We start from the raw sequence: 24,776 nt of genomic DNA, 5'->3' as shown, positions 1-24,776 counted from the left end.
CGAACCTCGCCCCTGGCCGGGACTGTGAAGAGAATTCACAGATGCAGTCAATTATTTGAATGAGACCTAACAATGCGGAAGGCGCGCACAGCCCTGTGGGCTGTGCGCGCCTTCCGCGAATCGTGCTGTACGAGTTCCAGGTAGCTAGACCTTCCAGACCGCCACCATCGAGGGGCGGGGCTGGGAATCGCCACCGTCGGGCCAGTGCGACATGGGGTTGTCAGCAGACGCCTCGTCGAACTCACCCGGGTGCTGCACGGCGACGACGACGCGCTCGTCCTGGATGATCGGACCACAGGTCTCACCGCCCGCAGGGACCGTCAGGAACTGCCGGGTCTCGCCGCGGCGATCGCCGTCGAGGACCACCGCGAACAGGCCGTCGTTGGATTCGAGAGCGTTGCCGTCCGTCGAGACCCACAGGTTGCCCTTGGAGTCGAACGCGAGGTTGTCCGGGCAGGAGATCGGGCTGACCTGGCTCTTGTCGAAACCGCCGAAGTAGGTGTCCGCCTCGTTCGGGTCTCCCGCGACGATGAGCAGATTCCACACGAAGGTGGTGCCTGCGTGGTCGTCTTCCAGTTCGAGGACCTGACCGTTCTTGTTCTTGTTGCGCGGGTTCGCTTCGTCGGCAGCGGCTTTGCCCTCGGTGCCGCGGTTGGTGTTGTTGGTCAGCGCCACGTACACCTTGCCGGTGACCGGGTTGGGCTCGAAGTCCTCCGGGCGGTCCATCTTCGTGGCCCCGACCTTGTCGCCTGCCTGGCGGGTGAAGATCGCGACCTCCTCGGCGGACATGCCGTCGACGAGGGACTCTCCTCGTCCGTCCTCACCGGTGCGAAGCAGCGGAATCCACTCACCCTTGCCGGCGAACTTGCCCGACGGCGGAAGGGTTCCGCTGCCGTCGATGGCGTCGGGTGCATCGCCCGTGAGCACGGCGACGTACAGCGTGCCCGCGTCGAGGATGGTTCGATTGTGCCTCATGGCGGCCTGCCCGTTGCCGGACATCATCTTTCGACTGGACACGAACTTGTACATGTAGTCGAATCGCTCGTCGTCACCGCTGTAGGCGACGACCGTGCCGTCGTCGGTGACGTAGATCGTCGCGGCCTCGTGCTTGAAACGGCCCAGAGCGGTGTGCTTGATCGGAGTGGAGTTCGGATCCCACGGATCGACCTCGACGACGTAGCCGAATCGGTTGACCTCGTTGGGTTCCTGCGCGATGTCGAATCGCTTGTCGAAGCGCTCCCACTTGCGATCGCTCGCGGCTCCTTCGATGCCGTAGCGCGCGAGACGCTCGGCGACGACGGGATCGGTGACCGACTCCGCGTTGCCGAAGTACTGGTTGATGTTCTCTTCACCCGAGAGCACCGTCCCCCACGGCGTCAGGCCACCGGCACAGTTGTTGAACGTGCCGAACGCCTTGGTTCCGGTCGGGTCGACGGAGGTCTTGAGGAAATCGCTGCCCGCGGCGGGGCCGGTGATGACGAATTCGGTGGTACCGGTGATACGACGGTTGTACTGGCTGAACGCCGGAGTCAGCTTGCCCGAACCGGACTCACCGTTCACCTGCAGGACCGAAAGGCCATGTGCGGCAAGCGCGATGTCGAACTGCTCGCGCGTCGGGTTCTCCTCGTCGTATCCCTTGAACAGAAACGGCTCGGTGGTGTACTCGTGGTTGACCACCAGCAAGTACGCGTTCGGGGTTCCCTCGATGGGTAGCAGACCCGCGAAGTCGTTGTTGAAACCGAACTGCATGGCCTGTGCGGCTGCGGTCTGGTTGTCGAAGTCGAACTCCGGCGCACCCTCGAGCACAGGGTCGCCCCACCGAATGATGATGCCCTGCTCGTACCCCTCGGGGACGACGACGGCGTCTTCGGTGTTGGGTGCGACAGCGGTGAAGTCGACGCCGTCGACGGGCGGGGTGTCCGTCGCCCCGGCAGAACCGGTAGCTGCAGGCTCGTCCGTGCTGCAGGCAGCGAGAACACCACCGGCACCGACCGCGACGACGGCCATCGCGCCGCCGCGCAGCACTCCACGCCTCGACATCGCCGTCTTGACGATGTCGCCGAAGTACTGGCCCTTCGACGTGTTCGGGACCTCGTGGAAGCACGCGTCTCCGCACTTGTACTTGCACGTCAGGTTCGATCGCGAGGAACTGCCGTCATGAACCGAGAGAATTGGGAGAAGCTTCATGAACGGGGAGAGTGTCAGTCAAAAGCGAAGGTAAAGGAACGTGATGGTGAAGTCACGACCAACGAGCCTTACCTAACTTCCATTCGCATAGGGCTACAGAACCTGGGACAGGAACTGCTTGAGACGATCGGTGTGCGGATCGTCGAACAGCTGATCAGGAGTTCCGGTTTCGACGGCACTGCCGTGGTCCATGAACAGAACCTTGTTGGACACCGAACGGGCGAAGCCCATCTCGTGCGTCACGACGACCATGGTCATGCCGCCGGAAGCGAGGTCGGACATCAGGGCGAGGACGCCCTTGACCAGCTCCGGGTCCAATGCGGAGGTCGCCTCGTCGAAGAACATGACCTCCGGCTTCATGGCCAGAGCTCGGGCGATCGCCACACGCTGCTGCTGGCCTCCGGAAAGGTTGCCGGGGCGCGAATCGGCCTTCGCGGACAGTCCGACGAGCTCGAGCTGTTCGAGCGCCGCGGCCCGTGCCGCGTCCTTCGACAGGCCTTTCAGCTTGCGGGGCGCGAGTGCGATGTTCTCGGCAACGGTCTTGTGCGGGAACAGGTTGAAGTGCTGGAAGACCATGCCGATCCGTTGACGGAGATCGTCCGGATTGTCCTTCAGTACCGACTTGCCGGCGAGCAGGATGTCGCCCTGGTCCGGCTCGTGCAGACGGTTGAGTGCACGCAGCAGCGTGGACTTTCCGGAACCGGACGGGCCGATGACCGTCGTGGTCTTGCCTGCGTCGACATGGATGTTGACTCCGCGCAGCACCTTGTTGGTACCGAACGCGAGGTGAATATCGGTGCCGGTCAATGAAACCGAAGACATGACTACCTCTCCACCGCGATGATCTTTTCCACCGGATCCAACGTTCCCGATGTGTCGGCCTTGCCCGATCGCAGCCGCTTGTCGATGAAGTTGACCAGGTGGGTCAGCGGAATCGTCAGGAACAGATAGAACACGCCTGCCGCGAGCAACGGTGACAGGTTGCCGGTCTGCGCGGCGGTGTCCTGACCGACTCGGAACAACTCACGTTGCGACGCGAGCAAGCCGAGGAAGTAGATCAGCGAACTGTCCTTGATCAGCGAGATGAACTGATTGACGATCGCGGGCAGGACGCGGCGGATGCCTTGGGGAACCACGACGAGCGTCATCGATTTCCGGTAGCTGAAGCCCAGAGCCCGTGACGCCTCGAGCTGACCGGAATCGACGCTCTGAATGCCGGAGCGGAAGATCTCGCCGAAGTACGCCGCCGCCATGAGCGACAGCGCCAGGATGCCGAGCGGAAACGGGCTGCGGCTGCCGGTGTACTCGGTCAGCGTCGGCCCGAATCCGAGGCCGATGAGAAGAATGACGACCGCCGCGGGCAAGCCACGGAAGATGTCCGTGTACACCCGCGCCGGCCACCGGAGCCAGCGGGTGCGGGAGATACCCGCCACCGCCAGCCCGAGCCCGATCACCGTACCGATGACCCCCGACGACGCCGCCAAGATGAGGGTGTTCGGCAATCCGACGGTGATCAGTTTGGGAACGGTGTCCCAGATGAGTTCCCAGTCGAAGAACGTGTCGTACAGATTCGACAGTGTGCTCATGTTCTAGTTCGCCGGAGGGGTGGATGCCTTGCTGCCCGGCTTCCAGTCCGCCGGAACCTCGCGGTCCGGGTACCACTCCTTCTCGAGGGTGCTCCAGGTACCGTCCGCCACCACAGCGTCGAGGCCTGAGTTCAGCGCGTCGATGAGAGGCTGGTTGTCCTTCGCGACAGCGAACGCCGTGAAGTTGGTGGTGTTGATCGTCTTCTCCAGGATGGCGACGCCGTCCTCGGCCTTCACCTGGCCCGAAGCCTGCTGCGACGGAGCGACCCACGCGTCGATCTGGCCGGACTTCACGTTCGCGTACGCAGTGTTGTAGTCCGGGAAGCGAACCGGCTCGATGCCGAGGGTGTTGGTGACGTAGTCGTCCTGAACCGTGCCCTGCACGACACCGATGCGCTGCTGGTCGTCCAGCTCGGCGATGGTCTTGACCGCGTAGTCGTTCTTCGCGACGAGCGCCATTTCACCGAAGTCGTAACCGTTGGTGAACCCGACGGTGTTGCGGCGGGCGTCCGTCGTCGAGATCGACGAGGATCCGGCGTCGTACACCTTGTTGTTGACCGCTGCGAGCAGCGAGGAGAACTCGGTGGCGGAGAACTCGACGGTCAGGTCGAGCTTCGCAGCAACGGCCTTCAGCAGCTCGTTGTCGAAGCCGGTGAAGTTGCCTGCCTCGTCGATGAAGATGTTCGGCGGGGCGTCGGACAGCGTGCCGACGTACAGCGTTCCCGGCTTGATGAGGCCGAGGTTCGCGGTGTCGATCTGATCGAGCGGTGTCACGTCCTCGGTGGTGTACTTGTCGAGGGACTGCTGGTCGGAACCGGCGAGTGCGTTCTCCCCTGTCCCGCCCGAGCTGTTGTCGCCCCCGCAGGCTGCCGCCCCGAGCGTGAGTGCGAGCGCCGCAGCGACAGCCGCGATGGCGCGGCCTCGTAAACGTCGACTGGTCAAGAGAGAACTCCTCGGTGCATGGTTTCGATGACCACTGAGGCTAACGTGCCTGAGCTGGTGATCGGTACCCGGATTGCGAACGTGTTAACCAACTCGCATCGTCGGCGTTGTATTCCGCCCGTCGCCATGACATTCGTCATCGTCGATCCGTGACGTTGTAACAAGAACCGGTGACCGCGCGCACTGCCCCGACGCGAGCAGGTCCGGAAGGCTTCGGAGTCATGAGGAAGTTGACGCCGTTGCGGCCGTGGCAGGTACTGAACAGGTACCTGTACGAGCTCGACCTCGCCGGGACTCGGTTCACGGTCGAGGTCGACATCGCCGACGGCGATACGGCTCAGCTCTACGCGGACGGGCGGCTCGTATCGACGCAGGACTTGCCCGCGTCGTTCGCTGTCGCCGACGGCCGAATCGACGTCGCCGCGTCGCTCTACGGTGTCACCCGGGTCCATTTCTCGAGACGCGACGGCGTCGGGCGCAGGCTCACGCCGGTGCGAGGGACGCTCGAAGACCGTCGGCGACGCCTGGGCGAGCACCACCCGGTTGTCAGCAGGGTCATCGGGTGGGTGGCGATCGCTCTTCTGATCGTCAACTTGGTTCTGGCGGTTCCGTTCGCGCTGGAGATCGCGACCGGAATCCCGGCGGTGGCCGAACGCTTCGGAACGTTCGTCTCGCCGATTCAATTGCCGGTGTGGGCGAACACGGCCCTGGTGTTCGCCGGGATCGTCGCCGCGATGGAACGTGCATTGACGTTGCGGCACAACAAGATTCTCGACATGGAAACGATATGGACATCGATGTGAACGAAGGAAACGGAGAAGACATGACTGCACCCGACCTGATCTCGATCGAGGATTTCTTCGGCGCGCCCGAGCGCACCGGGGCGTCGATCTCCCCCGACGGCAGCAGGATCGCCTACCTCGCGCCGTGGCGTAACCGTTTGAACGTGTGGATCCAAGACCTCGAGGAAGGCTCCGAAGAGCGCTGTGTCACCGCCGACGATGTCCGTAGTGTGCTCGACTATCGGTGGACGGATGATCCTCGCTGGCTTCTGTACCTTCAGGATTCCGGTGGAGACGAGAACCACCACGTCTTTCGCGTCGACCTGCACGACCCGCAGGCCGACGCCGTCGACCTGACCCCGTTCCCTGGATCGCGGGTTTACTCGTTGGAACAGTCCCGCGACAAGGACGGCGTGTTCACCTTCGCCATGAACGCGCGGAGCCTCGCCGAGTTCGATCTGTACGAATTGGTGATCGCCACAGGAGAATTGACGGTCATCGGCGAGAGCCCCGGACCAGGGACGGGCTGGAGTGCAGGCGTCGGAGGCGATCTCCTCCTGGCCGAGTTCACCGACGAGGGTCACATGAAGATTTCCCGTCGGCGCACGGGATCCGACGACGTCACCCACGTGACGACGTTCGACGGTTCCGATTATCCGTACGGCGTGACCCTGACGCACCCGACCGCCGACGGCACGGGATTGTTGGTCGACTCCGTCACGAACAGTGATCTGACGGTGCTTGCGCGCGTCGACCTGGAGACGGGTGAGGAGACCGTCGTCGACAGTCATCCGAGCATGGAGCTGGATGCGTCTCGGCGTGCTGTCGAACAGAGTGGCTCGCCCCTGATCCTCGACAGGTCGACGGGTGAGCTCATCGGCGTGCGGTACCTCGGCGAGCGCCAGGTAATTCACGCAGTGGATGCGGGTTTCGCCGAGGTCCTGAAGAACGTGGAGGCCTTGTCCGACGGTGACGTGGGAGCCCTGTCCTCCGATGACTCCGGCAACAAATGGGTAGTCAGTTTCACGCACGACCGTGACCCCAACGTCACGTACTTCTACGACCACGAGTCGGGTGAGAGCCGGATGCTGTTTCGGCCGTATCCGCACCTCGACCCGCGTGACATGGCGGTCATGACACCGGTGACGATCGAGGCCCGCGACGGATTGCCGCTGCCGTCGTACCTGACGCTCCCTGTGGGTGTCGAACCGGCCAACTTGCCGATGGTCGTTCTCGTGCACGGTGGACCGTGGTACCGGGACGCGTGGAGGTACACGCCGGGTGTGCAGTTTCTCGCCAATCGCGGATATGCCGTGCTGCAGATCAACTTTCGTGGATCGACGGGATTCGGCAAGGCCCACACTCAGGCCGCGATCGGTGAATTCGCGGGCAAGATGCACACCGATCTCGTCGACGGCGTGGAATGGGCTGTGGCCCAGGGTTACGCCGATCGTGACCGCGTCGCCATCATGGGCGGGTCCTACGGCGGGTACGCGGCCCTCGTGGGCGCCACGTTCACGCCGGAGGTGTTCGCGGCATCGATCGACTACGTCGGGGTCTCCGACCTCGCCAATTTCATGCGTACACAACCGGCGTTCGCGCGGCCGGGCCTGGTCAACAACTGGTACCGGTACGTGGGCGACCCCGCGATCCCGGAACAGGAAGCGGACATGCTTGCTCGGTCACCGATTTCTCGGCTCGACGACGTCACCCGCCCGCTCATGATCGCCCAGGGCGCCAACGACGCCCGCGTGGTCAAGGCCGAATCGGACAACGTCGTCGAGCGGCTTCGAGCGAGGGGCGTCGAGGTCGACTACCTGGTCTTCGACGACGAAGGGCACGGCTTCGTCAATCCGGAGAACAACATCACGTTCTACCGTGCGGTCGAGAAGTTCCTCGCCGAACACCTAGGCGGTCGGGCGAAGTAGCCGACGGGCCCGGAGAACGGTGTCGTGAGTGTGATGCGCCCCCGCGGGCGGCGCAGTCGACCGAGGTCGCGTCTCGTCGACCTCGATCGTCCACGACTCGTCCAGGAGCTCAGCGATGCCGTGTGGTTCGAAGAAGTCCGACGGCTTGATCCCGTTCCACTCCTGGTCGGCACCCACGTCGTGATTCACGACGAGGAGAGTCCCGCCCGGCGCGACGGCGTCGGCGATCGCGCGAGCCGCGGCGGGATTCGCCTTGGGGATCGCGAAGTATTGCAATGTCACCAGGTCGAATGCCGCGGCCGCCGGTGCCTCGGCCACGTAGTCCGCGTGGACGAAGGTGATGTCCCCGGTGCCCTCCGCGCGCTCGGCGGCGCGAGCGAGAGCAACGGAGGAGATGTCCGACGCCGTGACGGTCCATCCTTTCGACGCCAGCCATCTCGCATCGTCGCCCTGCCCGCAGCCGATGTCCAGCGCACGCCCGGGCTTCAGATCCGCGACCTGCTGCACGAGAACCGGATTGGGATTGCCGCTCCAACCTGAGCCGCTGCCCGAGTGCATGTCGTCCCAGAACTTCTCGTCCATGATCATCGGCCGGTCACCTCGAATCCATGACGAGCACTGCCGAGCACGATCTCGCAGACCTCCGCCTCGGAACTTGCCGAGAACACATCCATTTCCGTCATGAGACCAACATGCCCCACCTGCGGGCGTTCGGCAATTAGCTTTGCCGAAATGGCAAAATTGTCGATGAAGGGCTCTAGCCGTCGTTCGCGGATTTCCGCCAGGCGATGGCCTCTTTCAGCTCGGTCAGGTCGTAGTCGGGACCACTGGTTCCGACGGTGAACAACGTGGCCCCGGCGTCGACGAAGCCCTGAGCCTTGTCCGCGCCCGGCCAGGCGACGGACCTGGCGATCGAGCTGACGTCGCGCCCGACGGTGTCGCCGTGCTCGGCGAGGATCCCGGACTTGCGCTTCAACTCGTCGAGATCGGCGAAGCTGTGCCAGATGTGTGCGTACTGAGCGACGAGCTTGAGGGTCTTCTTCTCACCGCCGCCGCCGATGAGGATGGGGATGTCGCGCGTCGGCGCCGGGTTGCCGGCCTTCAAACGATCGACGATGCGCGGCAGGTACTCGGCGAGGAGCTTCAGCCGTGAACCCGGTGTGCCGAACTCGTAACCGAAGTTGTCGTAGTCCTTCTGATTCCACCCGGCACCGATGCCGAGGACAAGCCGACCTCCACTGATGTGGTCGACGGTGCGAGCCATGTCGGCGAGCAGATCCGGGTTGCGGTAGCCGCCGCCGGTGACGAGGGCGCCGATCTCCACGTTCGACGTCTGCTCGGCCCACGCGCCGAGCATGGTCCAGCACTCGAAATGCTCGCCGTCGAGGTCGCCGTACAGCGGATAGAAGTGGTCCCAGTTGAAGACGATGTCGACGCCTGCGTCCTCGGAACGGAGAACCGCGTCGCGGATGAGCTGGTAGTCGGGAGCGTGCTGGGGCTGAAGCTGAACGCCGATTTTCACAGTCATGACCTCCAGTATGCGCGCTATCCGATGCTGACGCCGCAGTCCAGCATCGTCGCGCGCAGCACGAACCCGGCTTCCTGGCCGATGATCTCGCCGACCAAAGTGATGAACAGATCCACGAACTCTCCACCGTGCGAGGAGTTCTCGGCGCGATCGAAGTGATGCGCCAGCTCGTGCAGAACCACCAGTTCACGCAGCGCCCACGCCTCGTTCCGGCGGTGAAGCGGAACGGCGATGGTCTGAGTGTCCGGTTCGTAGTGCGACGCCCCGGTGCCGGACCGCTCACGAACATGTACGACGCCGTCCGCATGCGGCCACCGGGCCTGCACCCAGTTCATCGCCAGAACCGCATCGACATACCTCTGCACGGACTCGATCGACGCGAACTTCCGCTCCACCGGCAGCGTGATGGTGGAGCCGTGTATCTCCACGGACCGCACAGTGTGCTCCTCGGCGCGATCGAACATGCGCCGGACCATCGTCTCCGCCTCGTACACCTTGGAACGCTGCGAGTCCCTCGTCTTCACCGGCGCGATCATAATGCCGCCCACCGACCGTTCACGTCCGGTTCCGGCGGATTCACCTCTGCGGGTGGGTGCGCTCGCTGTACTCCAGGGCAACGCCGATCCAGTAGTCCAGACCGTCACCGGCCACACCGTCGGAGTCGACGGTGATCCAGCCGTTGCCCATGTCGCGATCTCCCATGACCGCGGCTCGTGCTCCTCGTCGAGAAACCAGTTCTTCCGTCTGCGCGGGATCGGTTTTGACGAGCAGTTCGCCGTCGAAGTGGGCACCGACGGCGATCTTGCCGCGGACCATGAACTGCAGTCCGCCGAACATTTTCTTCTCCACGACGGACGGCTCGTCGACGAGTGCTTCGCGGATCCGATCCGCCAATTCCGCGTCGTACGCCATGGACGGATACTAGGACGCGGGAGGCGCCTCGTCGATGTATAGTCCGCTATACGTATAGCTTCCTATACATCGGAGGATGGACATGACCCGTCGTTGGTTCTACGCCGGATCGACCGGGCTTGCTGCAGCCCTGCTCGTCGCCGCAGCGGCCTGGCTCCTGTCCCCGGTCGCGCCGGGGCTGTCCGCGATAGTCTTCGGACTGTGTGCGCTCCCGGCGTGTGGCGCACTCGGATGGTTGTTCTGGGTGGCGCCTGTGACGATTCCGAAACAGGGACCGTCCGAGGGTGACGTCGAATCCACTTGGCTCAGTGCAGCATTGAGCGGAACAGCTACCGATCTGATCATCGTGATCGGCCTCGGCCTCGCGGCAGTGTCCATCGGTCGAATCGATGTCCCGGCAGCGACACTGTTGATCGGACTGCTGCTCGTCGCCCTCGCATCGTGCACCACACGCTACGCGATCGAGCGCCGACGAACCCTCGCGTGAGATGAAGAACGACGTTCGACGACGACGACTCCAACTCGGTTGGTCCCAAGCAGATCTCGCCGACCGCATCGGCGTCACACGGCTCACCGTCATCTCGATCGAGAAGGAACGCTACGACCCGAGCCTGCCCGTCGCATTCCAGCTTGCCGCGGTCTTCCGATGCCGAATCGAGGACATCTTCGACCCGCAATGACGCCGGACCGGACCTACGGCCGGATACGAAGAACTCGAATCTTCTCGGCGTCGTCCAGCTCGAAACAGAACCGCAGAGTGACGGGACTGCCCGAATCCGGCATGCTCGAACCCGCCGAGGTCGACGCCCACTCCGGTTATCGCTATTACACGACGGCGCAGGTACCGACGGCTCAGATCATCCGCCGATTTCGCAGTTTCGACATGCCGGAGCGCGAGGTGCGGGCGATCGTCACCACCCCGGACCCGACGCAGCGGGCCGGGCTGATTCTGGGGCATCTGGAACGGCTCGAACGTCAGGTGAAGGAAGCGGAGTCGTCGATCAGCGCGATGAAGAGGCTCCTCCGACCGACCGGGGCTTCCGTGGAGGTCACGCGTCTCGTCACCGACAAGGTCACGATCGCGGCGATATCCGGCGAGGTGGACTCGTCGAACATGCTCGAGTGGTATTCCGACGCCATGGCCGAGCTCGCCGCGGTGGTCTCCCCCGTCGGCAGTCCTGGCGGGTTGTACGACAACGACCTGTTCACCGACGGCCGCGGAACGATGACGGTGTACCTGCCCACGACCGATGCACCCCGGCTGGGACGGGTGCAACCGCTGACGATCGGCGGAACGGAGCTGGCGACGACGGTGCACCACGGCAGCCACGACGACATCGATGTCACCTACGGTGCGCTCGGGGTGTACGTCGAATCGAACGGCCTCGCGATCGCCGGGCCGGTGCACGAGATCTATCACGTCGGACCACGCGACACTGCCGACCCGAGTCGATGGCGAACCGAGATCGGCTGGCCGGTTTTCGGAACGTAGCCGACGGGTGCGGTTACCATTCGTCGTCGGCATCCGTCGGCACCCAACACTCGGATCGTCCGGCACGTTCCTGCCGGTGGAGGGATCTGTTTTTCATGGCTTCGATCACGTTCGACCGTGCCACCAGGCTTTTTCCCGGCTCCGACACCCCCGCGGTGGATGCGTTGGACCTGGAGATCGCCGACGGCGAATTCCTTGTCCTCGTCGGCCCGTCGGGCTGCGGTAAGTCCACGTCGCTGCGCATGCTCGCCGGTCTGGAGGAGGTGAACAGCGGCCGCATCCTCATCGGCGGCAAGGATGTCACCCACGCCGAGCCCAAGGATCGCGACATCGCGATGGTGTTCCAGAACTACGCGCTGTACCCGCACATGTCCGTCGCCGAGAACATGGGCTTCGCCCTCAAGCTCGCGAAGGCGAGCAAGGACGAGATCCGCAATCGCGTCCTCGAGGCGGCCAAGCTTCTCGACCTGGAGGCGTACCTCGACCGCAAGCCCAAAGCGCTGTCCGGTGGTCAGCGACAGCGAGTTGCCATGGGGCGGGCCATCGTTCGTCAACCACAGGTGTTCCTGATGGACGAACCGCTGTCCAACCTCGACGCAAAACTTCGAGTGCAGACGCGCACGCAGATCGCTCAGCTGCAGCGCAGGCTCGCGACGACCACCGTCTACGTCACCCACGATCAGGTCGAGGCGATGACCATGGGCGACCGGGTGGCGGTGCTCAAAGGTGGTGTGTTGCAGCAGTGCGCATCACCCCGCGAGTTGTACCGCACGCCGACCAACGTCTTCGTCGCCGGATTCATGGGCTCGCCGTCGATGAACTTGTTCCGCGTACCCGTCACCGATGGTGGCGTGCGGATCGGTGACCAGATCATCCCGGTGTCGCGGGGCACGCTCGCCGGCTCGACCGGTAGCGAAGTGGTGTTCGGCATTCGCCCCGAGCACGTCGACATCGTGTCCGACGGGCTGAAGTTGGAGGTCGACGTCGTCGAAGAACTCGGTTCCGAGGCCTTCGTCTTCGGTCGGGCCGACATCAACGGCACCACCCAGACGATCGTCGCCCGCGCGGACTGGCGTGATCCCCCGCAGAAAGGTGACGTGGTCGGCATCCGATTCGACGAGGCGCATGCGCACGTGTTCGACGGCTCCGAGGCCGGGGTCCGGCTCAGCTGACCCCACTCACGTAGGGAGTTCCGTACGAACAACGTCGTCGCCGTCGGTCACCACGATCGTCGCCAGTGCCGTCCGCCCCGCCGGGTGGATGCGCACGGTGACGGTCCCTGCGTCCGCACCGTCCAAACTGCGCGCCACCGCGCGGCGTACCTCGTCAGCGACCCGACGAGGTTGGTCGGTCAGGCCACCGTCGTCGAGCAACTGCACGGTGACGCCCCGCTCGCGGGCGGCTCGCGCTGCGGCCACCACCACCGGCACGTCCAGTGCGCGGGCGCGAATGCTGTCCCGCAGGGTGGCTTCCACCAGCAGCGCCTCGGTGCGGGCGGCGTCGTCCAGTGGGTTGTCGGCGATGCGCCTCAGGACAGGGCGAACCAAGTCGTCGAGCCGGTGTAGTTGGTGCTCACGTTCCTGTTCGGCCGCGCTCACGGCGGCGCGCTCGGCGAACGTCGCTGCGCGTTCTCGGCGGAGCGAGTAGATCGACGCTGCTGCCGGCCGGACGGCGAAAGCGAAGAACGTCGCCATGATCATGACCCCGGCACCCGTGACGAAAGTCGATGCTGCACCGGCGAAGTCAGGGGCAGCGGTCCAGTACACCGCGAACGCGGCCAGTTGGCCTGCCCACGCCCAGCGAATCCTCCCCCGTACACAGAGGAACGCGCAGAGCGCCGCCCCTCCCCCGACCGTGGTGGTCACCGCCTGGGACTGAGTCGCCCCCGTGTCCACGACGCGGATCAGTGCAACGAACTGCGCGGCCGGCACCGCTGCGACGGTCACTGCGGCCCACTTCGGAAACGGATCGCCTGGAACGGCGACGAGGAGCGCAGCGCCGACCGCGAGAAGCGCTATCACCAGGCACTTCTCGGCGACACCGTCGCCGCCGGGGCCCAGAATCGCGACCGCAGCCGCAGTCACGACCGACGCGGTGACGGCGTAAGAGCCCCGTGACTGCATTCCGATGATCGTCGACGCGTCACCCCGCAGCGAGCTCATACCGCCGCCCACTCGACGATCACCGTCGTGCCCGCACCCGGCTCGCTGCGGATACGAGACCATCCGCCGTCGAGCTGCGCCATCCGGCCGACGATGCTGACGTCGATGCCGAGACGGCCGGACCCTGTTGTAGCGGTGTCGAATCCGACACCGTCGTCCTCGACGGTCACACGGACGAGGCCGGGACGTAGCTCGACGGCGATACGGCACTGCGCGGCGGGGCCCGCGTGCACGACGCTGTTGCGTACGGCCTCTGCCGAGGCGCCCACCACCGCGGACGCCACAGCTCCCGGGTATTGAGAGCGACCGTCGTCGACGGTTGCTCCGACGGCGACACCGTGGTCCACTCCCAACGTGGACAGTTGCGCGAATATGCCGTCGGCCGACACCGTCGCGTCTCGGCTGGAATCGTCGACGACGCGGTCCAGCTCGGCCAGAGCAGACCTCGCGTCGGTCACGAGCCTGCCACCGGGATCGGCGCGATCCGTTGCCAGCAGAGTGCTCAGCACCTGGTCGTGGATCAGCGAATCGAACCGCGCTTTCTCGCGTTCGCGCGCCTGCGCGGCAGCGGCTAGCGCAGCACTGCGATCGAGCGATTGCTTGGTGGAATCCAGTATCGATCCGCTCCGCAGCGCCATGATCACCGCGGCGGTCAACAGCGCCGACAACCCGAACGACCACACCGCGGCATAGACGATGTCGGACTGTGATGCGCGGTTGCCGAACAACCCGACCTGGTCGACGGTGGCGATGGTCGAGGTTGCGACGAACTGGACGGCGAACGCGATCCACGGCTTCCACGCGAGTGTCGCGCACAGACCAGCCATACCCGCGAACGCCGACATCCACGTGCCCCGTGCAGAACCGTGCAGCACATCCCCGTTCCACGCGAGGAACCACAGGCAGGCGGCGATCAGAATTCCGACGGCCGCCGAACCTGCCGCTGGACCGATACGGCGGGGACGAGCCAGCGCCGCGACCAGCAATCCGACACCGGGACCGAAGATCAGCACCACGGCCAGCGGCGTCCACCATGACGCGAGAATGCCAGCGCCCTCCGCAATTCCGGACAGCGACACGAAGAAATATCCGACGAAACCTACCCCGAGGAAGCGGGCGACCAGGATGCGTAGGCGCTCGCCGGGTGAGAATTCACGGCTGTCCGTCTGCCTACGCCACGTCACGATGAGGTCAGATTACCGCCCGAGCTGCTTCGAACCGCGGCTGATCTCGGTTTCACCCCCGAGCCGCGCAGTGCGGCCCGCCCTGTCCCCCGCGCGACTGGCGCCGTGCGAGTACCCCGCACCCGCGCTTCGGCTCCGCCAGGTGCCGCGCGCGGTGGAGTTCGACGAGTAGTAATCCTTCAGCTCGACCTCCTTGTTCCGCAGGACAAGAGCCGTGCCCGCGTCCGGTTTCTCCTCGGACACTGCCTTCGATTCCGCCTCCTTCTTCACCGCGGCGAGGCGCTTGCCCACCCGCGTGGCGAAGGCAGTCTGAAAGTTCAACCGCGCCGTGACCGCAGCGACGACGACCGTCTCCTGGCGCTTGTAGCGTCGGCGACCGATCTTTTCCACCACCGTGCGTACCGCAGTCTCGTTCTTGTACTCGCCCGATTTGATGTAGGCGTCCGACGCCCGCACCATCTGGACGAGAAGGCTCGAATACAGCGCCTCGGTGGTGTCGATGTCCGACGCGAAACCGTAGGCGAACACCTGCGTCGACGACCGTGCGACGTCGCACGTCACGTCGTTGGCCGCAGCGATCGAGACGAACAACTGGACGAACGTCTTCAGACCGCGTTTGCCTGCCTCTCCGATGGGGACGACGCGCTGCGTCGGCGTCGCCTGCTTCTCGCGCGAAGCGCTGTGCGAGCGGGCCACGGCCAGATCGATCGACGTCGACGTCGCGAGACGCTGTGCGGCCTCCATGAACGCTTCCGCCTCGTGCGGATTGTCCGTCGACTCCGCCTGGCGGAGAAGCCCACCGATTCTGGTCAGCATCTTGTCCGAAGTCACCTGGGCGAGGCTACAACCACTCACCGACAGACCCGTCGCGTGAGGGTTGACCGATTCAGCAACGCCGGTAATGGCCCGCGGCGACCGAAATGTGTATAAGTTCCTATCGACATGTGCGTCGGGGGGAGCACATTCGCACATCAACTGTGCCGCCTCCCACACACACCACCGTGTACGAAGCAAGTGGAGAGAACTCATGGCGTCTTTGATCTCGAAGGTGGCGGTGCTCGCAACAGCAGCCTCGCTACTGACGCTCACCGCATGTTCCAGCGACAGCGGATCCAGTGATTCCGCATCCGAGAACACCGACGGCCGCGGACCCATCACCTACGTCGAAGGCAAGGACACCACCGAAACCGGTGTCGTCCGTCAGATCATCGAAGAGTGGAACGCGGCCAACCCGGACGAGCAGGTCACCTTCAAGGAACAGTCCAACGACGCCGACCAGGCACACGACGACCTGGTCCAGCACCTTCAGGCCGAGCAGAGCGACTACGACGTGATGGCTCTCGACGTCATCTGGACGGCCGAGTTCGCGGCGAAGGGCTGGCTGGTGCCGCTCGAGGGCGAATTCGCCCTCGACAACGCCGGAATCCTCCCGTCGACGGTGGACAGCGCGACGTACAACGGCACCCAGTACGCGGCCCCGAAGAACACCAACGGCGGTCTGCTGTTCTACCGCACCGACCTCGTGCCCGCAGCCCCAACCACCTGGGACGAGCTGACGGCCAGCTGCACCGTCGCCGTGGAGAACAACATCGACTGCTACGCAGGACAGTTCGCGTCCTACGAGGGCCTGACGGTCAACGCGTCGGAGATCATCAACGCCCACGGCGGATCGTTCGTCGCCGAGGACGGCAAGACCCCGACCGTCGACTCCCCCGAAGCCAAGGCAGGCCTGCAGGCACTCGTGACGGCGTTCCAGAACAACGTCATCCCCGCCCAGGACACCACGTTCAAGGAGCCCGAGAGCCAGCAGGCATTCGAGGACGGCAAGGCGCTCTACCTGCGTAACTGGCCGTACGTCTACGGCACAGCAGCCAAGGAAGGCTCCGCAGTCGCCGGAAAGTACGGTGTCGCACCACTTCCCGGCGTCACCGGCGTCGGAACCTCCACCCTCGGCGGATACAACGCAGCGATCAGCGCGTTCTCGCAGAACAAGGCCACGGCCGCCGACTTCCTTCGCTTCCTCCAGGGTGAGCAGGCTCAGCGCATCATCGCCGAGGGCGCACTGCCTCCCGTACTTGCATCGCTGTACGACGACCCGGCTCTCATCGCCGAGATGCCGTACCTCCCGGCCCTGAAGGAATCGATCGAGAACGCGGTCCCGCGTCCCGTCACGCCGTTCTACCCGGCAGTGTCGAAGGCCATCCAGGACAACACCGCCGCCGCGATCAAGGGTGAGAAGCAGGTCGACCAGGCTATCGCCGACATCCAGGCCGGCATCGAGTCCGCAGGCGCTAACTAAGCCTTCGGCTTTCGATTTCAGGAGAATTTCATGGCTCTACCTACTGGTGAACCCAGTGGGGCTGTAAACGTCGACGCGGCCGGGGGATCATCCTCCGGCCGCGGCGGGAGCGCAGCCAGCGGAGTGACCTCATCAGGCGGGAGCGCAGCCAGCGGAGTGACTCCATCAGGTCGGCATGTGCGCACCGACAAGAAGAGGCGATTCGGGCTGAGTGCCGGGCGCGCCTGGTTGCTCATCGCCCCGACTCTGGTGATTCTCGCAATCGTCATCGCCTATCCGGTAATTCGTGCCGTCGTCATGTCCTTCCAGAAGGACGCCGGTCTCGATCCCGCGACGGGAATGTTCGTCAAGGGCGGTAGCGCCGGATTCTCCAACTACACACACTGGATCCTGCAGCAGTGCACGTCGGCGTCGGGCACGCTCGTCCCGTGCCCACCGGGAACCCTGGGCTCGCAGTTCTGGGGTGCGGTCGGCAACACGGCGTTCTTCACCGTCGTGACGGTGTCCATCGAGGTGGTCATCGGATTCGCGATGGCCGTCATCATGGGCAAGACGTTCGCCGGCCGTGCCTTGTTGCGTGCCGCCATTCTGATCCCGTGGGCGATCCCGACGGCGGTGACCGCTAAGCTCTGGTACTTCATCTTCAGCTACGACGGAATCGCCAACAAGCTTCTCGGCACACAGATCCTGTGGACGGGAGACGCGTGGCCGGCAAGGTTCGCGGTCATCATCGCCGACGTCTGGAAGACCACACCGTTCATGGCACTGCTGATTCTCGCAGGCCTGCAGATGATTCCGTCCGATGTGTACGAGGCAGCGCGCGTCGACGGGGCGTCCGCGTGGCAACGGTTCACCAAGATCACACTTCCGCTCGTCAAGCCCGCGCTGATGGTGGCCATTCTCTTCCGCACGATGGACGCGCTCCGGATGTACGACCTGCCCGCCATCCTCACCGAGGGCAACCCGGCGACGCGGACCATCTCGATTCTCGTGGTCGAGCAGATCCGGCAAGGGTTCAACGCAGCGGCGTCCCTGTCGACCATCTCGTTCGTCATGATCTTCATCGTCGCCTTCGTGCTCGTGAAATTCCTCGGCGCGAACGCGGTTGCCACACAGGAGAACCAAAGAAAAGGCACGATCCGATGAAGACCGCCCGTATCTACCTCGGCGTCGTGATCATCCTCGTATGGGGGCTCGCGCCGTTCTACTGGATGGCCGTCACTGCGTTCCGCGACCCGCGGTACACGTTCGACACCACACCCTGGCCGACGCACGTGACCACGGAGAACTTCAGCAACGCTCTGTCCACGAGCAACGGAAACAACTTCCTCCGTGCAGTCGCCAACAGCCTGATCATCGGCGGCGTCACCACGTTCATCGCGCTGGTGATCGGAATCTTCTGCGCATACGCGCTGTCCCGCATCGACTTTCGATTCAAGTACATCGTCGTCGGCATCGTCCTGGGAGCATCGATGTTCCCCGTCGTCGCTCTGGTGACACCGCTGTTCCAGTTCTTCACGAACATCGGATGGATCGGCAGCTACCAGGCGATGATCATCCCCAACATCTCCTTCGTGCTGCCCCTGACCATCTACACACTGACGGCATTCTTCGCCGAACTGCCCTGGGAACTGGAAGAAGCCGCCCGCATCGACGGCGCCGGACGGTTCCAGGCATTCCGCCTGGTGATGCTTCCGTTGGCCGCGCCGGCACTCTTCACCACCGCAATCCTCGCGTTCATCGCCGCAGTCAACGAGTACCTGCTCGCCAGCCAGCTCTCCAGCGACAAAACCGAACCCGTCACCGTGGCCATCGCACGCTTCTCCGGCAACGACCCACACGTCGTGCCGTATGCGGCGATCATGGCAGCGGGAACCATCGTCGCCATCCCACTCGTCGTCATGGTGCTGATCTTCCAGCGCCGCATCATCTCCGGACTCACCGCAGGCGGCGTGAAATCATGACCGCTCAGGATCACCTGCAGATCCTCGCCGGCATCCTCGGCTTCTTCGCACTGATGGCCTTCATCGCCGCAGTCGCAGGCATCCTCGGCGGCGACCCGCCCGTCTGGCCCTCCGTCCTTCTGCTCGGCCTCCTCGCCGCCCTGACCTACGTGGTGCGCAAAATCCGAGCCTGACGGCGGGTCACTCCGCCGGCTCCGCTCCTGCCTTGAGCTTTGCCAGGGTCATGAAGATCGGCACGTCGCCGTCGAGGTCGATTTCCTTGCGCTGCAGGAATGCGTCGAGCAGTCCCCAGACAAGGGTCGTGAGTTGGTCGACGAAGTCGCCTGCGTCGAGTTCCGTGTCGTCCAGCCAGAGGTCGGTTGCGGCCAGGAGAGCCCCGACGGCGGCGCGGCACGCGTATTCGATGCCCGAGGTGTCGGCGTCGACCGAATCGAGAATCGTCTTCGCGACGGTGGCGAAGCGTGTCGCGATATCACGCCCGATGTCGAGGGGCGGAGCGATCGCAGGGTCTTCGGGAGTGGATCTGGACTGGGCGAGGAACCGGAAGACGTTGGGGTGGCGCCCCACCACATCCGCGTAACCGGAGATCGCATGTCGTAGCGCGGACACCGGTGCGTCGAGCAGGAAGTTGAAGTCGGATACGGCGAGCGTGTAGACCTCGTCGGCCATGCGCTGTGCCACGGCGCTGTACAGATCTGCCTTGTCCGCGAACTGCCGGTACAGCCTCGGCTTCGTGGCACCTGCCTCCCGCGCGATGTCGTTCATGCTCGGGTTCGGTCCGTGCGCGTCGATGACCCTGAACGTCGCGTCGACGAACTCCTCACGTGCCCTGGTTCTGCGGGCTTCGGGATCTCGCGAGGTAGGCATCTGGTCATTCTAGGTGTCGCCCCAGGTGGAGGCGGTCGTGTCTTGACACCTCCGCGGAGATTGTGGAGAGTTCACAGCAATGGCGTACCGGCGGTAACGTTAAACGTACTATCGGTACGGGGCGGATCGACGGGAACAAGCGGGGAGTGGGCATGACCATCGAGAAGGCGCGCGACCGAACACGCACCGTGCGTGTCGACGGTGCGGGGCTCTACGTGCAGGAGTTCGGCAACTTCGACGGCCCGGTGCTGGTGCTGGTGCACGGCTGGCCGGACACCCATCACCTGTGGGACGCGGTGGTCCCGTTGCTGACCGACAAGTTCCACGTCGTCACGTACGACACGCGTGGTCACGGCGAGTCCTTCGGTGACGGCACCGTCACGGAGATGACGCTCGAACAGTTGGCCGCGGATTTCATGGCCGTCGTCGACGCAGTGGCGGGGTCGATACCGGTGCACGTTCTCGCTCACGACTGGGGATCGGTTCAGGTGTGGGAGGCAATTTGCGAGCCGGGTGCCGACACCAGAATCGCGTCGTTCACCTCGATCTCGGGCCCGAGCCTCGACCATATGGGAATGTGGCTGCAGTCCACACCGACGAGCCCGAAAGCGCTGTGGCAGAAACTCACTCAGCTGGTCTCGGGTGCGTACACGCTGTTCTTCATGTCGGGGCCGCTGTCTCGGACTTTCTTCCGCATCTTCGGTAGGCGCTGGATCTGGTCGTTGCTCCTGCGCATCGTCGAACGCGTGGACAAGCGAAATCTCCATGTCGCGCCGACCCTGAACCGCGACATGGTCGACGGGTTGCGCATCTACCGCGCCAACGTCCTTCAGAAGGTCCTGAGGCCGACGGAGCGGTACACACACGTTCCGGTCCACTTGCTGGTCACGCGACGGGACCCTGCCATCAGACCCGCATCGTTCGACGGCATCGAGCGGTGGGTGTCACGGGTCAGCCGCACCGATGTGCGCTCCGGGCACTGGCTCCCCCTGAAGAACCCGGCTCTCGTCGCCGCCGAAACAACGAAGTTCGTGGAAAGGATCGATCGTGAACGATCACGACCCCGGTGAAGTGTCCTTGCAGGCACGTAACGTCGCCTTCGACTGGTCGGATACTCCGTTGCATTGGATGCCGAAAGAGCCCATCGCCTCGCACAGTCTCAGCGCGTTGAATCTGCTACTCCCCGAGGGGGAGCGGTGGTTCTGCGCCACCTACACCGAAGCTCTCCCCCTGATCGCCGACGCGAAACTGCGCGAGGACGTCCTCGGCTTCATCGGGCAGGAAGCCATGCACGCCGAGACGCACAATGTGGTGTTGTACGACTACCTCGACGCACACGGCGTCGATCCGAGGCCGTTCACGTCGCACTCCGAATATTTGATGCGCAAGGTGCTCGGGCCTCGGCCGGCGCTGTCGGCGAGAGCCCAGAAGCAGCAGCTGGTCGGACGAATCGCGATGATCGGCGCGATCGAGCACCTGACGGCTTTTCTCGGTGACTACGCGCTGAACTCGAGATGGGACGACTTCGACGGCGACCCCGCGATGGTGGATCTCTATCGCTGGCACGGTGCCGAGGAAGTGGAGCACCGCAACGTCGCCCACGACGTGGCAACGTATTTCGGCGTCGGGTACTTCCGGCGAAACTTCTCGATGCTCATCGCCTTTATCGGCTTCATCGTACTGATGCTGCGCGGCACGCGATTCATCGTCCGCCAGGATCCGACGCTGACCGACCGGGGTTACCTCGTCCTGTGGCTGCAATGGTTGGGTGCGATGCGCAGAGGATCACTCCCGTCGCTCGCCCAGATGACGAAAGGCGTTGCACGGTATCTGAAACCGTCGTACACCCCGGAGGACGAGGGCGACACCGCCCAAGCCGTCGCCTATCTGGCGAAGTCCCCCGCTGCCCGATCGGCACTGCCGTGAACCTCCAGCTACCTGTACCGACCACGATGCCCGGTGACCTCTACGGTCGTCACGAACGGGACCCGCTCCTCCGAGTGCTGGAACGGGTCATGAACGCGCACATGGGCACGATGCGTCTACTGCATCGCAAGGAGTTCGTGGGCGCGACGGACGATCGGCGACTCGAGGTAGTCGTTTCCGAGCGTCGCATCGAGGCGTTCGACGAGAACGTCGTGAGCTTCGTTCTGTCGGCGGCGCACGGCGGCGAGCTACCGTCCTGGCGCGCAGGAGCGCACATCGACGTCGAGATGCCCTCGGGGAGGCTGCGTCAGTACTCTCTGTGCGGGGATCCCGCGGACAGCACCCGCTATCGCATTGCAGTGCGGCGCATTCCGGACGGCGGCGGCGGATCGATCGAGATGCACGACCTGGAGGTCGGCAGCAGTTTGACCGTCCGAGGTCCGCGAAACGCGTTCGCCTTCGCAGTTCCCGGTTTCGGATCACCCGCGGACAGTCTACATTTCGTCGCGGGCGGGATCGGGATCACGCCGATTCTCCCGATGATGAGGCTGGCGCACCGACTGGGACTCGACTGGTCGATGGTCTACACCGGCAGAAGCCGAGAGTCGTTGCCGTTCCTGGGTGAACTCGACGAGTTCGGCGGCTCGGTGACGCTTCGAACCGACGATGTCGACGGAATCCCGACGTCGGAGATGTTGCTGGAAGGATCGCAGCCGGGAGCGGCGATCTACGCGTGCGGACCGATGCCGATGATCGGCACACTGCAACGCGGAGTCGACCCGGAGTCGGAATTTCACTTCGAAAGGTTCTCGGCACCACCGATTGTGAACGGCGTCGAATTCCAGGTGGTCCTCGCCAGTACCGGCGAACGGGTGACGGTCCCGGCGGACAGGTCGATCCTGGACGCGGTCATGCCGTTGCGCCCCGACGTCGCGTACTCCTGTCGTCAGGGCTTCTGCGGTACCTGCCGAGTCCCTGCAACGCACGCGCCCGACGGAATGCTGATCTGCACCGAGCGCACCGACGGGGACGAAGTGACCCTCGCCTTGTGAGCGGAGCCTGCCGAGTGACCTGCAGGCCACCGGGAGTGGAGCCTGCGGAGTGACTCGCAGGCCACCCGGGAGCGGAGCCTGCGGAGTGACTCGCAGGCCACCCGGGAGCGGAGCCTGCGGAGTGACCGTCAGGCTCCGCTCCACTCATGTGAGGGCTAGGCGTCGATGATGAACGCTTCGAGCTGCTGGCGCGCGACGTCGTCGGCGAGCTGCTTGGGAGGGCTCTTCATCAGGTAGGCCGAAGCCGGGATGACCGGTCCACCGATGCCGCGGTCGAGGGCGATCTTGGCGGCGCGGACGGCGTCGATGATGACACCGGCCGAGTTGGGCGAGTCCCATACTTCGAGCTTGTACTCGAGGTTCAACGGCACGTCACCGAAGGCGCGGCCTTCGAGGCGGACGTACGCCCACTTGCGGTCGTCGAGCCAGCCGACGTGGTCGCTCGGCCCGATGTGGACGTCCTTCGTGTTGAATTCGCGCTGCAGGTTCGACGTGACGGCCTGGGTCTTGGAGATCTTCTTCGACTCGAGGCGGCTGCGCTCGAGCATGTTGAGGAAGTCCATGTTGCCGCCGACGTTGAGCTGCATGGTGCGGTCGAGCTGAACACCGCGATCCTCGAACAGCTTTGCCATGACGCGGTGCGTGATGGTGGCACCGACCTGGCTCTTGATGTCGTCGCCGACGATGGGAACGCCTGCGTCGACGAACTTCTGGGCCCAGACGGGGTCGCTGGCGATGAACACGGGCAGAGCGTTGACGAACGCGACACCGGCATCGATAGCGGCTTGTGCGTAGAACTTGTCTGCCTCTTCCGATCCCACGGGGAGGTAGGACACGAGCACGTCGACCTTGGCGTCGCGGAGGGCCTGGGCGACGTCCACCGCTTCGCCGTCGGCCTCGGTGATGGTCTCGCGGTAGTACTTTCCGAGCCCGTCGAGGGTCGGTCCGCGCAGAACCTGAACGTCCTTCGGCGGTACGTCGGCGATCTTGATGGTGTTGTTCTCGCTCGAGAAGATCGCGTCGGAGAGGTCGAATCCGACCTTCTTGGCGTCGACGTCGAACGCGGCGACGAATTCCACGTCGCGGACGTGGTACTTGCCGAACTTGACGTGCATGAGGCCGGGAACGGTGACGTTCTCGTCGGCGTCCTTGTAGTACTCGACGCCTTGGACGAGCGACGCGGCGCAGTTGCCCACACCCACGATGGCTACCCGGATGGCGTTGCCGTCCGAAGTGTTGTTGTTCTCACCCATGTTCGGGTTCTCCTTCTTTGTTCGTAACGCTTTTCGGGTTGGGCGTGGCGGTCGGGCCCGCCTGCTCGGCAGCGATCACTTCGTTGAGCCAGCGGACTTCTCGTTCGCTGGATTCGAGTCCGAGCTGATGTAACTGACGGGTGTAGCGGTCGAGCGTCCCGCTGGCTCGATCCACCGCTTCGCGGAGCCCTTCTCTGCGCTCCTCGACTTGACGACGTCTGCCTTCGAGGATGCGCAGCCGCGCTTCCGCCGGCGTCCGGCTGAAGAAGGCGAGATGCACGCCGAAACCGTCGTCCGTGTAGTTCTGCGGTCCCGTGTCCGCAACGAGCTCGGCGAATCTCTGCTTGCCCTTGGGTGTGAGCTCGTAGACCCGACGTGCTCGCCGCTTCACGAGTGTGTCCGGACCGTCGTTCTCGGCGATCAGCCCATCCGCCTGTAGGCGGCGCAGGGCCGGGTAGAGCGAACCGTAGGAGAACGCTCTGAATGCTCCGAGGAGTCCGGTCAGTCGTTTACGCAGCTCGTATCCGTGCATCGGGGATTGAAGTAGCAGACCGAGAATTGCCAGCTCGAGCATGCCTACCTCTCCCCTCGACGTGTAGTCGTGCACCTGATGCGGTTCCCGAGCATATACACAAAATGTATCGGCTCGATATATGTACATACATCTATACAAGTCATAATGTAAGGACATTAATCTAAAGCGCAGATTCCT

The 24,776-nt window shown here is 64.3% G+C and carries 25 protein-coding genes and 1 pseudogene; 13 read left to right on the top strand and 13 right to left on the bottom strand.

Features of this window, described 5'->3' with window-relative positions; all coding sequences use genetic code 11:
- Positions 1–144: 144 nt before the first annotated feature.
- The 3 genes and pseudogenes from CH292_RS14050 to CH292_RS29365 all read right to left on the bottom strand — a co-directional run bounded on the left by CH292_RS14050 (position 145) and on the right by CH292_RS29365 (position 4,715).
- A complete protein-coding gene (locus tag CH292_RS14050; RefSeq protein WP_094655037.1) occupies positions 145–2,187 on the bottom strand; it encodes a PhoX family phosphatase in 2,043 nt (680 codons plus the stop codon).
- A 93-nt stretch (positions 2,188–2,280) separates the two neighbouring features.
- Positions 2,281–3,009 carry an amino acid ABC transporter ATP-binding protein gene (locus tag CH292_RS14045; RefSeq protein ID WP_037183875.1) on the bottom strand — a complete coding sequence of 243 codons (729 nt, stop codon included), beginning with the start codon at positions 3,007–3,009 and terminating at the stop codon, positions 2,281–2,283.
- 2 nt (positions 3,010–3,011) lie between these two features.
- Positions 3,012–4,715: pseudogene (locus tag CH292_RS29365) on the bottom strand (ABC transporter substrate-binding protein/permease).
- A 221-nt stretch (positions 4,716–4,936) separates the two neighbouring features.
- On the opposite strand from CH292_RS29365, the gene CH292_RS14030 reads away from it, so the two are divergent.
- Together CH292_RS14030 and CH292_RS14025 are read left to right on the top strand one after the other, a co-directional pair.
- Complete coding sequence (locus CH292_RS14030; protein ID WP_143545759.1) at positions 4,937–5,518, top strand: hypothetical protein; 582 nt, start codon at positions 4,937–4,939, stop codon at positions 5,516–5,518.
- 20 nt (positions 5,519–5,538) lie between these two features.
- Positions 5,539–7,425, top strand: coding sequence for a S9 family peptidase (locus CH292_RS14025; RefSeq protein WP_256978130.1), 1,887 nt, complete (start codon positions 5,539–5,541; stop codon positions 7,423–7,425).
- Here CH292_RS14025 and CH292_RS14020 read toward each other — a convergent pair.
- The 4 genes from CH292_RS14020 to CH292_RS14005 form a co-directional block, all read right to left on the bottom strand.
- Positions 7,405–8,013: a bifunctional 2-polyprenyl-6-hydroxyphenol methylase/3-demethylubiquinol 3-O-methyltransferase UbiG gene (locus CH292_RS14020; protein WP_094655034.1), complete on the bottom strand. Its 609-nt coding sequence runs from the start codon at positions 8,011–8,013 to the stop codon at positions 7,405–7,407. The genes CH292_RS14025 and CH292_RS14020 overlap by 21 nt on opposite strands.
- A gap of 169 nt (positions 8,014–8,182) precedes the next feature.
- Complete coding sequence (locus CH292_RS14015; RefSeq protein WP_020110461.1) at positions 8,183–8,953, bottom strand: LLM class F420-dependent oxidoreductase; 771 nt, start codon at positions 8,951–8,953, stop codon at positions 8,183–8,185.
- A gap of 17 nt (positions 8,954–8,970) precedes the next feature.
- Positions 8,971–9,489, bottom strand: coding sequence for a TIGR04338 family metallohydrolase (locus tag CH292_RS14010; protein ID WP_094627647.1), 519 nt, complete (start codon positions 9,487–9,489; stop codon positions 8,971–8,973).
- A gap of 40 nt (positions 9,490–9,529) precedes the next feature.
- Entirely contained in the window at positions 9,530–9,865 is a 336-nt protein-coding gene (locus CH292_RS14005) for a TfoX/Sxy family protein (protein ID WP_020110459.1), read from the bottom strand.
- 82 nt (positions 9,866–9,947) lie between these two features.
- Here CH292_RS14005 and CH292_RS14000 point away from each other — a divergent pair, with 82 nt between their 5' ends.
- The 4 genes from CH292_RS14000 to CH292_RS13985 all read left to right on the top strand — a co-directional run bounded on the left by CH292_RS14000 (position 9,948) and on the right by CH292_RS13985 (position 12,529).
- Positions 9,948–10,352, top strand: coding sequence for a hypothetical protein (locus tag CH292_RS14000; protein ID WP_231383743.1), 405 nt, complete (start codon positions 9,948–9,950; stop codon positions 10,350–10,352).
- Position 10,353: 1 nt separating this feature from the next.
- The gene (locus CH292_RS13995) at positions 10,354–10,545 is read left to right on the top strand and encodes a helix-turn-helix transcriptional regulator (RefSeq protein WP_033189486.1); all 192 of its coding nucleotides are present in this window, start codon (positions 10,354–10,356) and stop codon (positions 10,543–10,545) included.
- A gap of 77 nt (positions 10,546–10,622) precedes the next feature.
- Positions 10,623–11,357: a MerR family transcriptional regulator gene (locus CH292_RS13990; RefSeq protein ID WP_256978128.1), complete on the top strand. Its 735-nt coding sequence runs from the start codon at positions 10,623–10,625 to the stop codon at positions 11,355–11,357.
- A 95-nt stretch (positions 11,358–11,452) separates the two neighbouring features.
- A complete protein-coding gene (locus CH292_RS13985) occupies positions 11,453–12,529 on the top strand; it encodes an ABC transporter ATP-binding protein (protein WP_026347797.1) in 1,077 nt (358 codons plus the stop codon).
- 6 nt (positions 12,530–12,535) lie between these two features.
- On the opposite strand, the gene CH292_RS13980 is transcribed toward CH292_RS13985, so the two are convergent.
- From CH292_RS13980 to CH292_RS13970, 3 genes are read right to left on the bottom strand one after another with little or no spacing between them, the layout of a single operon-like run.
- Positions 12,536–13,519 (bottom strand): hypothetical protein, encoded by a 984-nt coding sequence (locus CH292_RS13980; protein WP_094655056.1) that lies wholly within the window; start codon positions 13,517–13,519, stop codon positions 12,536–12,538.
- On the bottom strand, positions 13,516–14,703 hold the full coding sequence (locus CH292_RS13975) for a sensor histidine kinase (protein WP_094655033.1): 1,188 nt from the start codon (positions 14,701–14,703) through the stop codon (positions 13,516–13,518). The genes CH292_RS13980 and CH292_RS13975 overlap by 4 nt, the downstream gene beginning before the upstream one ends.
- 12 nt (positions 14,704–14,715) lie before the next feature.
- Positions 14,716–15,534, bottom strand: coding sequence for a DUF2786 domain-containing protein (locus tag CH292_RS13970; RefSeq protein WP_094655032.1), 819 nt, complete (start codon positions 15,532–15,534; stop codon positions 14,716–14,718).
- A 196-nt stretch (positions 15,535–15,730) separates the two neighbouring features.
- Here CH292_RS13970 and CH292_RS13965 point away from each other — a divergent pair, with 196 nt between their 5' ends.
- Genes CH292_RS13965 through CH292_RS28915 form a run of 4 tightly spaced genes read left to right on the top strand, consistent with a single transcriptional unit; the run spans position 15,731 to position 19,139 of the window.
- Positions 15,731–17,002, top strand: coding sequence for an ABC transporter substrate-binding protein (locus tag CH292_RS13965; RefSeq protein ID WP_019665128.1), 1,272 nt, complete (start codon positions 15,731–15,733; stop codon positions 17,000–17,002).
- A 30-nt stretch (positions 17,003–17,032) separates the two neighbouring features.
- Complete coding sequence (locus tag CH292_RS13960) at positions 17,033–18,148, top strand: carbohydrate ABC transporter permease (RefSeq protein ID WP_179277970.1); 1,116 nt, start codon at positions 17,033–17,035, stop codon at positions 18,146–18,148.
- A complete protein-coding gene (locus CH292_RS13955; protein ID WP_019665130.1) occupies positions 18,145–18,966 on the top strand; it encodes a carbohydrate ABC transporter permease in 822 nt (273 codons plus the stop codon). Before CH292_RS13960 ends, CH292_RS13955 begins: the two co-directional genes overlap by 4 nt.
- Positions 18,963–19,139: a hypothetical protein gene (locus CH292_RS28915; RefSeq protein ID WP_020110448.1), complete on the top strand. Its 177-nt coding sequence runs from the start codon at positions 18,963–18,965 to the stop codon at positions 19,137–19,139. The genes CH292_RS13955 and CH292_RS28915 overlap by 4 nt, the downstream gene beginning before the upstream one ends.
- Positions 19,140–19,146: 7 nt before the next feature.
- Here CH292_RS28915 and CH292_RS13950 read toward each other — a convergent pair whose 3' ends face one another.
- Positions 19,147–19,833, bottom strand: a complete 687-nt coding sequence (locus CH292_RS13950; RefSeq protein WP_019665132.1) for a TetR/AcrR family transcriptional regulator — start codon at positions 19,831–19,833, stop codon at positions 19,147–19,149.
- 152 nt (positions 19,834–19,985) lie between these two features.
- Between CH292_RS13950 and CH292_RS13945 the strand changes: the two genes are divergently transcribed.
- From CH292_RS13945 to CH292_RS13935, 3 genes are read left to right on the top strand one after another with little or no spacing between them, the layout of a single operon-like run.
- Positions 19,986–20,903 carry an alpha/beta fold hydrolase gene (locus tag CH292_RS13945; protein ID WP_051127723.1) on the top strand — a complete coding sequence of 306 codons (918 nt, stop codon included), beginning with the start codon at positions 19,986–19,988 and terminating at the stop codon, positions 20,901–20,903.
- Positions 20,881–21,759 carry a metal-dependent hydrolase gene (locus CH292_RS13940; protein ID WP_094655031.1) on the top strand — a complete coding sequence of 293 codons (879 nt, stop codon included), beginning with the start codon at positions 20,881–20,883 and terminating at the stop codon, positions 21,757–21,759. Before CH292_RS13945 ends, CH292_RS13940 begins: the two co-directional genes overlap by 23 nt.
- Positions 21,756–22,811, top strand: a complete 1,056-nt coding sequence (locus CH292_RS13935; RefSeq protein WP_019665135.1) for a PDR/VanB family oxidoreductase — start codon at positions 21,756–21,758, stop codon at positions 22,809–22,811. Before CH292_RS13940 ends, CH292_RS13935 begins: the two co-directional genes overlap by 4 nt.
- Positions 22,812–22,966: 155 nt before the next feature.
- On the opposite strand, the gene CH292_RS13930 is transcribed toward CH292_RS13935, so the two are convergent.
- Both CH292_RS13930 and CH292_RS13925 read right to left on the bottom strand, forming a co-directional pair.
- Positions 22,967–24,064 carry an inositol-3-phosphate synthase gene (locus tag CH292_RS13930; RefSeq protein ID WP_019665136.1) on the bottom strand — a complete coding sequence of 366 codons (1,098 nt, stop codon included), beginning with the start codon at positions 24,062–24,064 and terminating at the stop codon, positions 22,967–22,969.
- Positions 24,057–24,638 (bottom strand): PadR family transcriptional regulator, encoded by a 582-nt coding sequence (locus CH292_RS13925; protein ID WP_019665137.1) that lies wholly within the window; start codon positions 24,636–24,638, stop codon positions 24,057–24,059. Before CH292_RS13925 ends, CH292_RS13930 begins: the two co-directional genes overlap by 8 nt.
- Positions 24,639–24,776 lie beyond the last annotated feature (138 nt).

This window comes from Rhodococcus sp. 14-2470-1a, assembly GCF_002259425.1.
Taxonomy (GTDB): Bacteria; Actinomycetota; Actinomycetes; order Mycobacteriales; family Mycobacteriaceae; genus Rhodococcoides; species Rhodococcoides fascians_E.
This window is presented reverse-complemented; position numbering and strand designations above follow the sequence as displayed.